This is a genomic window from Vibrio scophthalmi, assembly GCF_040869025.1.
GTDB classification, from domain to species: domain Bacteria; phylum Pseudomonadota; class Gammaproteobacteria; order Enterobacterales; family Vibrionaceae; genus Vibrio; species Vibrio scophthalmi.
The window spans coordinates 3144246-3158437 of record NZ_CP134271.1; the positions used below are offsets into that span (position 1 = coordinate 3144246).

Here is a 14192-nt window from a genome sequence, read left to right on the forward strand (position 1 = left end):
ACGCGCGACACTTTCCCTATGGGGGCTCAAATGAGCCCTCTCGCTCATCAATGCGCACCGAATAAAGTGCGTCTTTGTCAGGGCTGTGAACTACCTGTCGATGTGGTTGACGTAAAATTGGGTAAAAGTGCCTATTGTCCTCGCTGTCATACTCAACTTTATCGTGGCGGTCGACCATCGCTTTCAGGGAATCTGGCGGTGGCGATAACCTGCTTGCTGCTTTTTATTCCTTCTCATTTCTTTAACTTCATTAGTATTCGCCTTTTTGGCCAAATGATCCCAGCGACCTTACCATCAGGGGTATTCTCGTTGTTCAACGAGGGCTTTATCTTTCTCTCTGCCCTAGTCTTCTTCTGTAGTTCAATCGCACCGCTATTGGTTTGCAGCTCGGTGGTATTCGCTCACGTGGCGCTCAAATACCATCATTTTAAACTGCTCAAGTATTCACTATGGATTATTCAGCATCTTAAGCACTGGGTGATGATTGATGTCTTTCTGATCAGTGTTGCTATCTCGTGTTTTAAACTGCAAGATTATTCCGATATTTTCGTTGGCTATGGTCTATTCGGTCTGATTTTATTGCAGCTGTCGACGGTACTCCTAGTCAGCCGCGTTAGCATCCGTCGCTATTGGGAAGCCTATCAACAAGAGGCGCAATTTAATTTCGAACACAAAACGATTCACTGCACCAGTTGTCACCTCTCGCAACCTGAAAATGCATCCTGTGTTCGCTGTCATAGCCCTCTACATCATCGCAAACCTGATTCACTGCAAAAGACGGCAGCGCTATTGCTCGCGGCATCCATTGCCATATTTCCTGCGAACTTAATGCCAATTTCGGTGCTGCTGACCAATGGTAAACGTTTAGAAGATACGATCTTTTCTGGCGTGGCGGCGTTGATTAAAAATGGTATGACGGGGATCGCAGCGATTATCTTTATCGCCAGTATCGTCGTTCCTGTCGCAAAGATTTTGAGCCTTACTTACATACTGCTGGCAATCAAGTTTAAACGCAGCATATTTCATCGCCAACGCATGATGGTCTATTTTATCGTTAAGTGGATTGGTAAATGGTCAATGATGGACCTGTTTGTTATTTCGATCATGATGACCTTAGTTGACCGAGGTCAACTCCTTGACTTTACACCGGGTTATGGTGCTGTTGCTTTTGGTTTTGTTGTGGTACTAACCATGTTAGCAGCGGATAGCTTCGACCCGAGATTTATATGGGACAATTATCGCGACCAACGCACTGTTAACGACAGTGCACGCGCTGATTCTTTACAAAACGAGCCTAAACAACAAGAGTCTTTGAATGAGTAATTCTACGTCTTCGCAACCTTCTTATTCTCCCGATGTGAAGCGCAATAAGGGTATTTCCCCCTTATGGATTTTGCCTATTATCACCATGTTATTAGCAGGATGGTTGGTCTTTAAGGCGGTCCACGATGCTGGGCAAAAGGTGAAAATTCACTTTTCTGATGCGCAAGGACTGATTGCAGGCCGTACAACGGTTCGTTATCAAGGCTTAGAAGTGGGTATGGTTCGCTCAATCAATTTGAGTGAAGATCTGCAAAGTATCTATGTGGAAGCGGATATTTACCCAGAAGCGACCAAGTTGCTCTCTGATAAAACCCGCTTTTGGATGGTCAAACCGACGGCAACTCTCTCTGGCATTTCAGGTTTAGACGCTTTGGTTTCGGGTAACTACATAGCGATTCAGCCGAGTGAGCAGAAAGGAAAATTTGAGACTGACTTCGTTGCGCTCGACAGCGCTCCGGCAGATCTCTATGCCAGTGAAGGGTTAAACATCCGGTTAAAAGCTCGAGATTTAGGTGGTATTTCGATCGGCTCTCAAATCGTCTACCGTAAGATCCCTATTGGTGAGGTGTACGCTTATCAGCTTGATAAAGAAAACAAAAACGTCATTATTCAAGCTTCGATTAAAGACGAATACCGCACCATCATCACCGATGAAAGTCGCTTTTGGAATGTGAGTGGTATTGGTGCCAGCATCGGATTCTCTGGTGTCGATGTTCGTTTAGAAAGCTTAGCTGCGCTCATTGGCGGCTCAATTGCGGTGGATTCACCAGATCGAGGCGAACAAGTAAAAAACAATCAACAATTTAAACTTTACCCAGATTTGAAAACGGCTGGTCGCGGTATTCCGATTGATATCGTGTTACCGGATGACAATAAAATTAGCCCGTCGGGCGCCCCTATCATGTACCGCGGCTTAGAAGTTGGTCAAATTACCGACTTGCAGCTTAACAAAGACCAACAGCAGATCATCGCTTCGGCGGCAATCCAACCTGCGTTTAGCGATATGCTAACCGAAGGTAGCCGTTTCATTCTTGAAGAAGCTGAAGTCTCTCTGTCTGGAGTAGAAAACCTCGGTAACTTAGTGAAAGGTAACTTTTTAACGATCGTACCGGGTGAAGGGGTCAAAGCGCGAGATTTTACCGCCATCCGTAAAAATGAATTCAACAAACAGCAAGCAAAATCTATAGCAATACAACTCACCGCCGATAACTCATATGGTTTAGATCAAGGGGCTAAGGTTCTTTATCGCGGCATTGCCGTTGGTGAGGTTACCCGCGTGCAGCTTGATCAGGAACTGGTACGATTTGATGTCCTCGTCGATAAGCGTTACGAAACATTGATTAAGTCGCAAAATCGCTTTTTCGTCACTGGCAGTGCTAGCGCGGAGTTAACCGAGTCTGGCTTGAACATTACCGTTCCGCCAGCAAAGCAGTTATTAGCAGGTTCAATCAGCTTTGTGAGTGAAGGTAAGCAAAAGACCAACTCTGAATACAAGCTGTATCAAAATCGCTCATTAGCGGAGTTAGCCAAATACAACTTATCTGGGTCACACAAGTTAGTTTTAGTTGCTGATGAATTACCCGCCATTTCAAAGGGTAGCCCTCTACTCTACCGCAACTTGCAAGTGGGTAGTGTGTCAGACTTTAAGCTCAATAATGACCATGTACGCGTGACCGTCAGTATTGAAAACCAATACAAACATCTGCTAACACCACAAACCGTTTTTTGGAATCGCTCTGGTATTGAAGTCGATGCCAGTTTAGCGGGTGTTAGTATTAAGGCCGACCCAATCAAAACCCTGATCAAAGGTGGCATTGCTTTTGATTCACTGCCAGGAATTGAAAATCGTCACGATGAGCAATGGCTGCTCTACAAGAACTTTAAGAGCGCGCGTAAATCTGGCTACGCGATTACTTTAACAGCCTCAGGCAGTAGCAACGTGAAAGTTGGTACTGCGATCAAATACAACAGCATCAAAGTCGGAGAAGTCGTCGATGTGCTACCCGACTTCAACCAGAATGATGTGATAGTCAAAGCTCGTATCTTGCCTGAATACGCTTTACAAGTCGCACGCCAAGGCGCGTATTTCTGGGTACCTCAAGCAGAGCTTGGCTTAGCTGGAGTGAAAAACCTTGAAAGCATTCTTAGCCAATCAATCAATGTCTCGGTTGGCAAAGGTGCACAGGCCGATCAGTTTGAATTACATCAGCAAGCGCAAACCGTCAATGGTGTTCGCTTTACACTACAGAGCGAGACTCGTGGCTCTGTCACAGAAGGTACACCGGTGCTTTATCGCGAAATGGAAGTTGGCCATGTCGTCAGTGTTGAGCTTGGCGAGTTTGCTGATCGCGTGATCACCACCATCAATATTGATGCAGAATATGCCTATTTGGTTCGTCAAAATAGCGTATTTTGGAATACCTCAGGGGTCGATGTATCAATCGGCATTACCGGGGCGAACATTAAAGCAGGTACATTTGATAGTTTAGTTCGCGGCGGCATCACATTTGCGACGCCTGAGCAAAAGCAACTACAAGCCATCGCGAAACAAGGACAAGCTTTCTACCTCTATCCTCAACCTGAAGAAGGCTGGAAGCAGTGGCGTACTGCAATTCCTAAACCCTAACCCGACTTGATTAAAACGCAGCCTACGCTGCGTTTTTTTTCATCACGCTACCTGCAATTGTGTTGCTATCCCCCGCTGATGCTCGCGCAGCCATATAGTAAAGGTTATAATCGCGCTAATTTTTCCCCGTCGAGATAGAACATTGCATCAGAACGTATATCTACCTGAAGAGTTTCTTGCTGAAATGGCAGCGATTCTTCCTAGCCATCTAACGATGGCAGACTTTATCGCCGCTTGCCAACGCCCACTACGCAAAAGTGTTCGCGTAAACACGTTGAAACTCTCCGTTGAAGAGTTTAAACAGCGCGCTGCGAGCAAAGGCTGGCAATTATACCCGGTGCCATGGTGTGACGAAGGTTTTTGGATTGAAGCCGATGAATCGGTTGTGCCACTTGGTAATACCGCTGAACACATGACAGGATTGTTCTATATTCAAGAAGCCAGCTCAATGATGCCTGTCTCTGCACTTTTTATGGGTGAAGCATCATACAGTGCCGTTTTGGATATGGCGGCTGCGCCAGGATCAAAAACCACTCAAGTTGCAGCCTGTATGAACAACGATGGTGTATTGATTGCTAACGAGTTTTCAGCAAGCCGAGTCAAAGTACTGCATGCCAACATCGAACGTTGTGGCGTAAGAAATACGGCACTTAGCAATTATGATGGTCGTGTATTTGGAGCTTGGTTACCAGAGCACTTCGACGCAGTGTTAATCGACGCGCCTTGTTCTGGTGAAGGCACGGTACGTAAAGATGCTGACGCAATGAAAAACTGGAACAAAGCGTCTGTCATTTCCATCTCTGATACACAGAAAGACCTGATTGAAAGTGCATTCCATGCCCTTAAACCAGGTGGTGTAATGGTTTACTCAACTTGTACCCTGAGTATCGAAGAGAACCAACAAGTTTGTCACCACCTCAAAGACACATTTGGTGATTTAGTTGCGTTTGATAGCTTAAAAGATCTCTTCCCTGAGGCAGAAAAGGCCATCACAGAAGAAGGCTTCCTGCATATTTTCCCACAGGTCTATGACTGCGAAGGCTTCTTTGTCGCCCGAATTCGTAAACTGGGCTCAGCTTCGGCACCTGAAGTTAAAAAGCGCCTTGGTAAGTTCCCATTTAGCAAAGCCAATGACAAAACTCGGCAAGATATTGCCACTCAATTGTTTGACGCCTTAAACATTGAACTACCAGCACAAACGCAGGTTTGGTTGCGTGACAACGATGTATGGCTTTTCCCAGCAGCACTCGAACCGATGCTAAGTGAATTCAAATTCTCTCGAATGGGGATCAAAATCGCTGAAGCGCATAAAAAAGGTTATCGCTGGCAGCATCAAGTTGCCACCACGCTTGCAACCGGCAGTGAAGCTAATTGCGTAGCACTTTCGATTGATGACGCTCGTGAATGGTTTATGGGACGTGATGTGAGACCAGAGGCACAGCCTAGTAAAGGCGAAGTGATCGTAACTTACGCTAACGATGTGATTGGACTAGGAAAATGGGTCGGTAATCGCGTGAAAAATGGTTTACCACGTGAATTAGTGCGCGATAAAAACCTGTTTTAATTGGGGTGAAGTTAGTAGCAAATTCCAGCCAAAACTCGCTAAAACGGAATAATGCACTACAATTAACTCTATCAATAGACATTTAATATCAAGCAGTTAGCGCAGGCTCAGAAAAGAGCCCTTCCCCTAGGCCCGGATCGGGATAAGATCTGGGCCTTTTCTTTTAGAGGGATGCTTTAGCTTAAGCGAATGCCATCTTTTTCGATGATAATTTTACCCGCTTTATAAAGACCACCGATGGTTTTCTTAAAGGTGCCTTTACTGGTACGAAACGCTGAAAAGATCGCTTCAGGTGTCGATTTATCATTAAGCGGAAGAAAGCCGTCTTTCTTTTCAAGTAGCTCGATAATACGAGTACTCAAGTCATCCATCTTAGCGACACCAATTTTTTGCAAAGACAAATCGATTTTGCCGTCTGCACGAACCGCTTTCACGTAACCTTTTAATTCCTTGCCAACAAACAGTTTGCCGAACACATCAGAACTGAAGATCATGCCCCAGTGTTCACCGTTCACAATCGCTTTGTAACCTAGCTCACTACGTTCTGCAATCAGAAGGTCAACTTGCTGGTTTGCTTCGTAGTTTGCCGGTGTTTTATCAAGCCACTTGTTAAATTTGGTCGTGCCAACAATACGGCCTGACGCTTTGTCTGTGTAGACGTACACCAAAATCGATTGACCTTCAACCAAACGGCCACGCTGCTCACTGTATGGGATAAGAAGATCTTTATCTTTTACGCCCCAGCTTGCAAAAGCACCGGTGCTGTTCACACCTTGGATTTTCATCAAACCCCACTGGCCCACTTGAGCAATCGGTGTTTCAGTCGTCGCAGCGATATGGTTGTCAGAATCAAAATACAAAAATGCATCAATAAACTGACCTACTTCAATTCCTTCCGGCGCAAGGCGATTTGGTAGCATAGTGGTGCCGTACTCACCTGCATCAAGAAAGACACCAAACTCTGCTTTTTTGACAACTTCTAGGTGGTTTATTTGACCTACATTAATCATCGTATTTTTTCTCTGTAACACTTAATTGGGGGCGATTATAGCGAAACTCTGATATGCTTGCGCCAGATAATTAGAACTTTTTTCCTCTCGGAGCTTTCTCTTGATTACCGTTGATAAGCTAGACGGCATCACCCTCAAGATTTCCCACTCGATGGCGTCCAGCAAGAAGGCCGATCTTGACCTCTATTTTTTCGTGCCTGGTGAGTTGGGACTCAGTCCTGACGTATTAAAAGAAACCGAATTCTACTACGAATCGATTGTGCAAAAACGCGCGTACTACAGTGATAAAACCCTGTTGCCATTGGTACACAGTCGCTTAGCAAAACGTGGTCGCCTATCTTCAACACAATATCGTGTCAGCTTGAGTTTGTTCGCCTATCAATATGTGATTGCATTAGATAAAGCGGTTAGCGAACTCAACAAACACGATCGTGAATCCGTCACCGATGAAGAGATTGATGCGGTTATCGAGCTGGCGATTGACATATTAAAAAAACTGCGCCGAGCCATTCCATATGAAGAGAACTTAAAACGCTACTACGCCAATATTGATAACTATCTCTCTTGGTACACCGAGCAAAAGTTTCTCTCACTGGTTGCCCACATGTCTCGTGATGGTGAATATAAAACCTTAAAAGAGCGTTTAATTATCATCGTCGAAAAAGAGAAAGCCCACCGTAAGCTTAATAATTATAACTCTGCTACCACACGTGACGATGTCACGCGAATGAGTAATAAAATGCGCTTACTACGCCGTTTGATCGAACATCCGATCGTTCTCAAAGAACGCACGACGTCACTGGGTAAAAACATGAAGCGCGTAGTTAAAGGGATCGCAACCGGCTTTGTGATGGTTTTCGTTACCAGCACCGCAATTCTTGCTCGTGATTACTGGGGGGAGATCACCGCGTCATTTATCATCGCGATGTCTTTTGTTTATGCATTACGCGAGATCTTTAAAGATGACTTACGTGATGTTTTATGGCGCTGGTTCCGTAAGGGTAAACCGAAATGGCGTCGCCGTTACATCGACCCAACCACCAATAAGACGGTTGGGCAAAAGACCGAATGGCTCGATTACACTCAATTGAATAAACTGCCTGATCGCATTCAATTTGTCCGTAAAAAGCGTACCGCACAGCGTGAAGAACAGATTTTGCATTATCGTTCACATGTCGAAATGGCCACATCTAAGTTCATGAGTGGTTATGAAGAAACGCGTGAATCTATGATGATCAGTATGCGCCCTCTTACCCGCTTAATGGATAAAGGTTCAAACAAAGTCTATCTATTGAATAATGGACAAGTCAGCCGTGAATCGGTAGAGAAGCGTCATCTGATCAACCTAATCGCGCGAGAAAATCGTTATGACGGCAAACCACGTTATTTCCGTTGGAAAATCGTTATGAATCGTTCAAAAATCGTGGCGATTGAAAAAATCGACGTCGACCCGAACATTCCGCTACCTTAACGTGCGCTCTTTTTTATAGACAGTGTTAATTGAAATATCGCCATTGGCTCATCACCATGCAGTGTTGGGCAAGTGGCGATAATCGTAACGGGTTGATTGATTCGCTCTCCGGTTGCAATCGCTTGATCCAACATTTCATCTATCAGCGCACCATCTTGACAAGTAAACAGCACGTCGGCTTCTGGGCGCTTTAAAAAATCCGCTTGTACTGATTTAAACGCCAATGATATTCGCTCCCCTCGAGCCTGACTTTTGCTCATCGCCATAAAGCCACCCGCCACATCAGCCCCAACCGCCAATACACCAAAATAAAGACTATTGAGATGATTTTTGTTACGCCTTTTGAACGGAATAACAACTTCAACTCTGTTCTCATCAAGGCTAATAATGTTCGGCCTACAATAGAAAATCAGCGGCACTTTGAAAAAGCCAAATAATTTGAGATATAGGTTCGCTTTACGTAGTGGCGAAATCATCATAATCCTCACAACTGACTGGTCTGATGTGTTTCAATATGTCTTAATTAAATGTCAGCGCCGCTTAAAGTCAACATTGCATTAACAATTATGAGATTTACCACCATTTAAAGGTTACATTGTCACCCCGTTATGGTTACTTTATTTACTTCGTTATAAGTTAAAGCTTAAGAATTTGTATAATAGGTTTATTCCTTATTGCGTTTCCGTTATCTTTACCGCTTCGCAATAAAAGAATAGGCTGTGGTATGCCACTTAAAACCGACGAACTAAGAACCCAACCATTGGGACCAATGCCAGCTCCAGTAGAGTTGAGTAACGCTTACCCAATCACGGACGACGTTGCAGATCGCATAGCTCATTCTCGCCGCCAAATTGAACGCATTCTTAATGGCCAAGACAAACACCGTTTGCTGGTAATTGTCGGCCCATGTTCTGTTCACGATACTGAAGCGGCGCTTGATTACGCTAATCGACTCGCAGCAATTCAAGAGCTATACAAAGATGAACTCTTTGTTGTGATGCGCACGTATTTTGAAAAGCCGCGCACTGTCGTAGGTTGGAAAGGTCTGATTACCGATCCTAACTTAGATGGTTCATACGCGTTAGAAACTGGTTTGCACAAAGCTCGTAAACTATTGCTCGATATCAACAAGCTTGGCTTAGCGACCGCAACCGAGTTTCTTGATATGGTCACTGGCCAATACATTTCTGATTTGATCACTTGGGGTGCCATTGGCGCACGTACCACGGAATCACAAATCCACCGAGAGATGGCATCGGCATTGTCTTGCCCAGTCGGCTTCAAAAATGGCACGAATGGTAATATTAAGATTGCCATAGATGCAATTCGTGCTTCAAAAGCGTCACATTATTTCTATTCCCCTGATAAAAATGGTCGAATGACAGTTTATCGCACCAGCGGTAATCCATTTGGACACGTCATTTTACGTGGTGGTGAGCAAGGAACGAACTTTGACGCAAAATCGGTTGAAGCCGCTTGCAAACAACTAGAAGAATTCGATTTACCACAACGACTTGTGGTAGATTTCAGCCATGCAAACTGCCAGAAAGAGCATCGCAAACAAATCGATGTCGCTAAAGACATCTGCGAGCAAATCAAATCTGGTAGTACTTTCATCGCCGGCATTATGGCGGAAAGTTTTATTGTCGAAGGCAACCAACCTATGGATGACCTGACTGCCCTTACCTACGGCAAGTCTATTACCGATCCATGTTTAAGTTGGGAAGACACAGCGAACATGTTGGAACTATTGGCGAACGCAGTAAAAGCACGCCCATAAATTTACTTAGAGGACATCTACATGCCATCTTTTGATATTGTTTCTGAGATTGATACCGTTGAATTACGTAATGCGGTAGACAACGCATCACGAGAGCTTACGACTCGTTTTGATTTTAGAAACGTTGATGCTGAATTTGAGCTACAAAAAGATGAAACAGTAAAACTGAGTGCTGAAGGTGATTTTCAGCTTAAGCAAATGCGCGAAATGCTTCGCGGCCACCTTGCTAAACGTGGTATCGATGCGGGTGCTCTAGAATCAAAAGAGCCTGAAGCAACCGGTCGTCGCTGGCATCAAATTATCGTGTTCAAACAAGGCATTGATACACCAACAGCAAAAAAAGTAGTCAAGTCGTTGAAAGACGCCAAGTTAAAAGTACAAGCATCTATCCAAGGTGACAAAGTACGTGTTACTGGCAAAAAGCGTGACGACCTACAAACCGCTATTGCACACATCCGTGGCGCAGAACTTGGTCAACCATTCCAGTTTGAGAACTTCCGCGACTAACTTCGTCGTAGACTTTGATAACAGTATTTGATTTAAAAACCCGCCATTTGGCGGGTTTTGTTTTATTGGCTGGCGAGCTTTAAATGCAGTGCTTGCTTTATTAGCAAACTGAACTTGGTCGATGCCTGCGGGATCAGAACCACCACTCGCAACTGTTGCTGTTGCGCCTTAGTAAGCATTGGAGATAACGCCACTTCATCATCAAAAGCGACTCTCTCAGCGTCACGTCGTACCGAGTCGACAAAAACAAATGGGCACTCTTGAGCATACAGCACCAACTCCGCTTGTTGCATCAAACGTAGTGCTTTTAACGATAACAATTCAACATCATTTCCAAACTCAATCCAAGAGACTTGTCCAACATCTGTTACAGGCTGGTCAATCAGCTGGCGATAACAAGCTTCAAGCGCTTGATAAGAGGTCGCGACTTCCACTTCAGGCTGCTCAAAAAAACGCTCCCAAAACTTTCTTCTCGATTCAACATCAGGTAGTGCTTGCTTGATGTCATTGCGCTTTGACGCGGCAAAATCCGCTTGGACATTGAGGTTTTGCGGCAACTGCGCTTCTAGTTTCTGACGGATATTGCGAACTAGAACCGGCGACGCACCACCGCTCGAAATTGCAACTTGAATACGACCACGATTGATCATCGAAGGCGTAATAAAATCACAATACGGTAGATCATCAACCACGTTGACTAGCAAGCCTAGTTGCTTGGCATCATGATGAACTTGGTGATTAAGGTCTGGGTTGTCTGTCGTCGCCCATACTTGCACATAGCGACGGCTCAGTTGATCTTTAGAATAGAAATTTTGAATCCAATGACACTCATCTTGTGCGACTAAGCTTTTCAAATAATCATCAATGGCTGGCGAAACGATGGTAACCATTGCACCGGCACGTACCAAACTATCCACTTTGCGACACGCAACCTCACCACCACCCACAACCAATACGGGCTTTGCTTTCAAATCTAAAAAAATTGGAAAATATTGCATCGGACTCCCTGACACTCAATGTCGAATGTGACCTTCCCCATTAAGCAGATCCTGATCTACTCGATAGAAATAATAAGACTCATATTACGCTAGGGACTCCCATTCGAACCAGGCGTAGAACTACTTAAAGATTCTGTTTGAAGATTCAGCTTCATGACAAGTAATCACCACTCATCCGCCTAGAGAAGCAAGTTGATTGTAGAGAATAAGCTTGCCAACACCACAATATCGTCAAGTAGGACGGTTATATCATACTGATTTTACGCAACAACTGCGAGTTACACGCGAACTTGACGACAACTTTAGTCAAATTACACTTAAGTATAATTTACATAAATTTAACATTTAAACATAATGAGAGATGTCTTAGTTTGTGATTTTAGTCAAAATACTATTTAAATTATACATTTGAGAAACATCGAATCCTTACCTAGGCTTATAACTGGTTGAATTGATATGTTGTGAAATTTCACAATTTTCAATAACACTGATAACAATACATGACGTTTTTTACGTTATTTCAGGCATTGCCTGTTTAACATGGAACATACAGGAAGTATAAACATGGCTAAAAAACTAACCCTTCTTGCTTCAGTCGCAGTTGCATCTACCGCTTTACTGTCAACTCAAGCACTTGCAGCAGATAGCACACTAGATAAAGTTAAGAAGCAAGGATTTCTCACTTGCGGCGTAAGTACCGGCTTGCCGGGCTTTTCTAACCCTAACTCTAAAGGCGAATGGGAAGGTATTGATGTTGAATACTGCCAAGCACTTGCCGCTGCAGTTCTGGGTGATAAAACAAAAGTGAAATATGTACCATTAACCGCCAAAGAGCGTTTTACTGCACTCCAATCGGGTGAAATTGACGTTCTATCACGCAACACAACTTGGACTCTGCATCGTGACACGTCACTCGGCCTCAACTTTGTCGGCGTAAACTACTACGATGGCCAAGGCTTCATGGTGAAGAAAGATCTTGGCGTCACTAATGCCAAAGAGCTTGATGGGGCCGCTGTCTGCGTTCAATCCGGTACTACCACGGAGTTAAATCTTGCCGATTACTTCCGTAATAATGGCATGAGCTACAACCCAGTGGTATTTGATACCGCCGCTCAAACCTCAAAAGGTTTTGATGCTGGGCGTTGTGATGTTCTCACGACAGACCAATCTGGTCTTTATGCACTGCGCTTAAATTTAGCAGACCCAAGTTCAGCGGTGGTTCTACCCGATATCATCTCTAAAGAACCGCTAGGACCTGTGGTTCGTCAAGGTGATGACAAATGGTTTAACGTCGCTAAATGGACGCTAAATACTATGATCAACGCAGAAGAGTACGGCATTTCCTCTGAAAACGCAGACAAAATGCTGAAATCCTCTGATCCAAACATTAAGCGTATTCTTGGCGTAGATGGCCCTAAAGGTAAAGGCCTTGGCTTGAATGATGATTGGGGTTACCAAATTATCAAGCAAGTGGGTAACTACGGTGAAAGCTTCGAACGCTCAGTGGGTGAAGACTCTCCACTGCAAATCTCTCGTGGTGTCAACGCACTATGGAATGCAGGCGGCTTCATGTACGCGCCACCAATCCGATAGTCACAACAAACAATGCCAAACCGGATAAGCACTTCTTTGCAAAGACTTATCTAAAAGGCATGACGATATTGGGCGGGTCTCCCGCCCTTTTATTACATTCGATGGATTAGAGGTTACTGCTGTATGAAACCTACACAAATCGAGGCGCCAAAAGCAAAACACTCCGCTACCAGCCTTATTTATAATCCCACTTTTCGCTCGGTCGTGTTTCAGATCATCGCTGTAGGCGCACTTGGCTTTTTCTTTTACACCATAGTTAACAATGCACTAAGTAATCTTGAATCACGTGGTATCGCCACTGGTTTCGATTTCCTCAATCAAGAGGCAGGCTTTGGGATTGGCCTAACACTGATTGAATATGATGAAACCTACTCTTATGGCCGAACCTTTATTATCGGTCTGCTCAACACTGCAATGGTCTCGGTTCTTGGTATAATCTTGGCGACCATACTTGGTTTTGCTATTGGTATTGCCCGACTTTCTTCTAACTGGTTAGTCAGCCGCTTAGCCGCTGTTTACATCGAAGTATTCCGTAACATTCCCTTGTTACTACAAATCTTCTTTTGGTATTTTGCCGTTCTACAAGCACTGCCCTCACCGAGACAGAGTTTAAATCTTGCCGATGCGGTCTTTCTTAATGTTCGTGGCCTATATCTCCCTTCTCCTATCTTTGAGTCGGGATCATCGATTATTTTTGTCACACTCGTTATCGGTATTGTCGCTTCTATCGCTATCAATACATGGGCCAAAAATCGCCAAAAGCTCACTGGTCGTCAAACTCCCATGGTACGAATTGTCCTTGGTCTGTGTGTTCTATTGCCTATTGTTGCCTATTTTTTGAGTGGCACACCGATTTCAGCCGAATACCCTGAACTTAAAGGATTTAACTTCCGTGGTGGCATCAGTATTATTCCGGAACTTGCCGCCCTGCTACTCGCGCTAAGTATCTATACCGCTTCGTTCATTGCCGAGATTGTTCGTTCAGGTATCAATGCGGTGAGTCATGGGCAAACGGAAGCTGCGATGTCGCTCGGTTTACCCCGCTCTAAAACATTAAAACTGGTCGTCATTCCTCAGGCATTACGGATTATTATTCCACCACTGACCAGCCAATACCTCAATTTGACCAAGAACTCATCGTTAGCAATGGCGATCGGTTACCCAGATCTGGTGTCGGTTTTTGCAGGTACAACACTCAACCAAACCGGTCAAGCAATTGAAATTATCGCGATGACGATGGCGGTTTATCTCTCTCTCAGTCTTCTTACTTCTGCGCTGATGAATGTCTACAACCGTAAAGTCGCTTTGGTGGAGAGATAA

The 14192-nt window shown here is 44.5% G+C and carries 11 protein-coding genes; 8 read left to right on the forward strand and 3 right to left on the reverse strand.

Features of this window, described 5'->3' with window-relative positions; genetic code table 11:
- Nucleotides 1-30 precede the first annotated feature (30 nt).
- The 3 genes from RJD38_RS14255 (at nt 31) to rsmF (ending at nt 5513) form a co-directional block, all read left to right on the forward strand.
- A complete protein-coding gene (locus RJD38_RS14255; RefSeq protein ID WP_065430359.1) occupies nt 31-1323 on the forward strand; it encodes a paraquat-inducible protein A in 1293 nt (430 codons plus the stop codon).
- Nucleotides 1316-3949: an MlaD family protein gene (locus tag RJD38_RS14260; RefSeq protein WP_065430358.1), complete on the forward strand. Its 2634-nt coding sequence runs from the start codon at nt 1316-1318 to the stop codon at nt 3947-3949. Before RJD38_RS14255 ends, RJD38_RS14260 begins: the two co-directional genes overlap by 8 nt.
- A gap of 142 nt (nt 3950-4091) precedes the next feature.
- Complete coding sequence (gene rsmF, locus RJD38_RS14265; protein ID WP_083163369.1) at nt 4092-5513, forward strand: 16S rRNA (cytosine(1407)-C(5))-methyltransferase RsmF; 1422 nt, start codon at nt 4092-4094, stop codon at nt 5511-5513.
- Between the two features lie 176 nt (nt 5514-5689).
- Here the strand turns inward: rsmF and RJD38_RS14270 are convergent, their stop codons facing one another.
- Nucleotides 5690-6523 (reverse strand): S1 RNA-binding domain-containing protein, encoded by an 834-nt coding sequence (locus RJD38_RS14270; protein WP_005597447.1) that lies wholly within the window; start codon nt 6521-6523, stop codon nt 5690-5692.
- Between the two features lie 100 nt (nt 6524-6623).
- Here RJD38_RS14270 and RJD38_RS14275 point away from each other — a divergent pair, with 100 nt between their 5' ends.
- The gene (locus tag RJD38_RS14275) at nt 6624-7994 is read left to right on the forward strand and encodes a hypothetical protein (protein ID WP_005597448.1); all 1371 of its coding nucleotides are present in this window, start codon (nt 6624-6626) and stop codon (nt 7992-7994) included.
- Here the strand turns inward: RJD38_RS14275 and RJD38_RS14280 are convergent.
- Nucleotides 7991-8470, reverse strand: coding sequence for a PaaI family thioesterase (locus RJD38_RS14280; protein WP_065431092.1), 480 nt, complete (start codon nt 8468-8470; stop codon nt 7991-7993). The two genes, RJD38_RS14275 and RJD38_RS14280, sit on opposite strands and share 4 nt — an antisense overlap.
- Nucleotides 8471-8718: 248 nt before the next feature.
- Here RJD38_RS14280 and RJD38_RS14285 point away from each other — a divergent pair, with 248 nt between their 5' ends.
- Complete coding sequence (locus RJD38_RS14285; protein ID WP_009385362.1) at nt 8719-9774, forward strand: 3-deoxy-7-phosphoheptulonate synthase; 1056 nt, start codon at nt 8719-8721, stop codon at nt 9772-9774.
- A 21-nt stretch (nt 9775-9795) separates the two neighbouring features.
- Nucleotides 9796-10281, forward strand: a complete 486-nt coding sequence (locus RJD38_RS14290) for a YajQ family cyclic di-GMP-binding protein (RefSeq protein WP_005597455.1) — start codon at nt 9796-9798, stop codon at nt 10279-10281.
- A gap of 62 nt (nt 10282-10343) precedes the next feature.
- Here the strand turns inward: RJD38_RS14290 and RJD38_RS14295 are convergent, their stop codons facing one another.
- Nucleotides 10344-11279 carry a precorrin-2 dehydrogenase/sirohydrochlorin ferrochelatase family protein gene (locus tag RJD38_RS14295; RefSeq protein WP_065430356.1) on the reverse strand — a complete coding sequence of 312 codons (936 nt, stop codon included), beginning with the start codon at nt 11277-11279 and terminating at the stop codon, nt 10344-10346.
- Nucleotides 11280-11843: 564 nt separating this feature from the next.
- Here RJD38_RS14295 and RJD38_RS14300 point away from each other — a divergent pair.
- Both RJD38_RS14300 and RJD38_RS14305 read left to right on the forward strand, forming a co-directional pair.
- Nucleotides 11844-12872, forward strand: a complete 1029-nt coding sequence (locus RJD38_RS14300) for an amino acid ABC transporter substrate-binding protein (protein WP_005597459.1) — start codon at nt 11844-11846, stop codon at nt 12870-12872.
- A 123-nt stretch (nt 12873-12995) separates the two neighbouring features.
- A complete protein-coding gene (locus RJD38_RS14305) occupies nt 12996-14192 on the forward strand; it encodes an amino acid ABC transporter permease (RefSeq protein ID WP_065430355.1) in 1197 nt (398 codons plus the stop codon).

Excerpts from the sequence above, each read along its gene's own strand:
- RJD38_RS14255 (WP_065430359.1), top strand. The coding sequence starts at position 31 with ATGAGCCCTCTCGCTCATCAATGCGCACCGAATAAAGTGCGTCTTTGT.
- RJD38_RS14260 (WP_065430358.1), top strand. The coding sequence starts at position 1,316 with ATGAGTAATTCTACGTCTTCGCAACCTTCTTATTCTCCCGATGTGAAG.
- RJD38_RS14270 (WP_005597447.1), bottom strand. The coding sequence starts at position 6,523 with ATGATTAATGTAGGTCAAATAAACCACCTAGAAGTTGTCAAAAAAGCA.
- RJD38_RS14280 (WP_065431092.1), bottom strand. The coding sequence starts at position 8,470 with ATGATTTCGCCACTACGTAAAGCGAACCTATATCTCAAATTATTTGGC.
- RJD38_RS14285 (WP_009385362.1), top strand. The coding sequence starts at position 8,719 with ATGCCACTTAAAACCGACGAACTAAGAACCCAACCATTGGGACCAATG.
- RJD38_RS14290 (WP_005597455.1), top strand. The coding sequence starts at position 9,796 with ATGCCATCTTTTGATATTGTTTCTGAGATTGATACCGTTGAATTACGT.
- RJD38_RS14295 (WP_065430356.1), bottom strand. The coding sequence starts at position 11,279 with ATGCAATATTTTCCAATTTTTTTAGATTTGAAAGCAAAGCCCGTATTG.
- RJD38_RS14300 (WP_005597459.1), top strand. The coding sequence starts at position 11,844 with ATGGCTAAAAAACTAACCCTTCTTGCTTCAGTCGCAGTTGCATCTACC.
- RJD38_RS14305 (WP_065430355.1), top strand. The coding sequence starts at position 12,996 with ATGAAACCTACACAAATCGAGGCGCCAAAAGCAAAACACTCCGCTACC.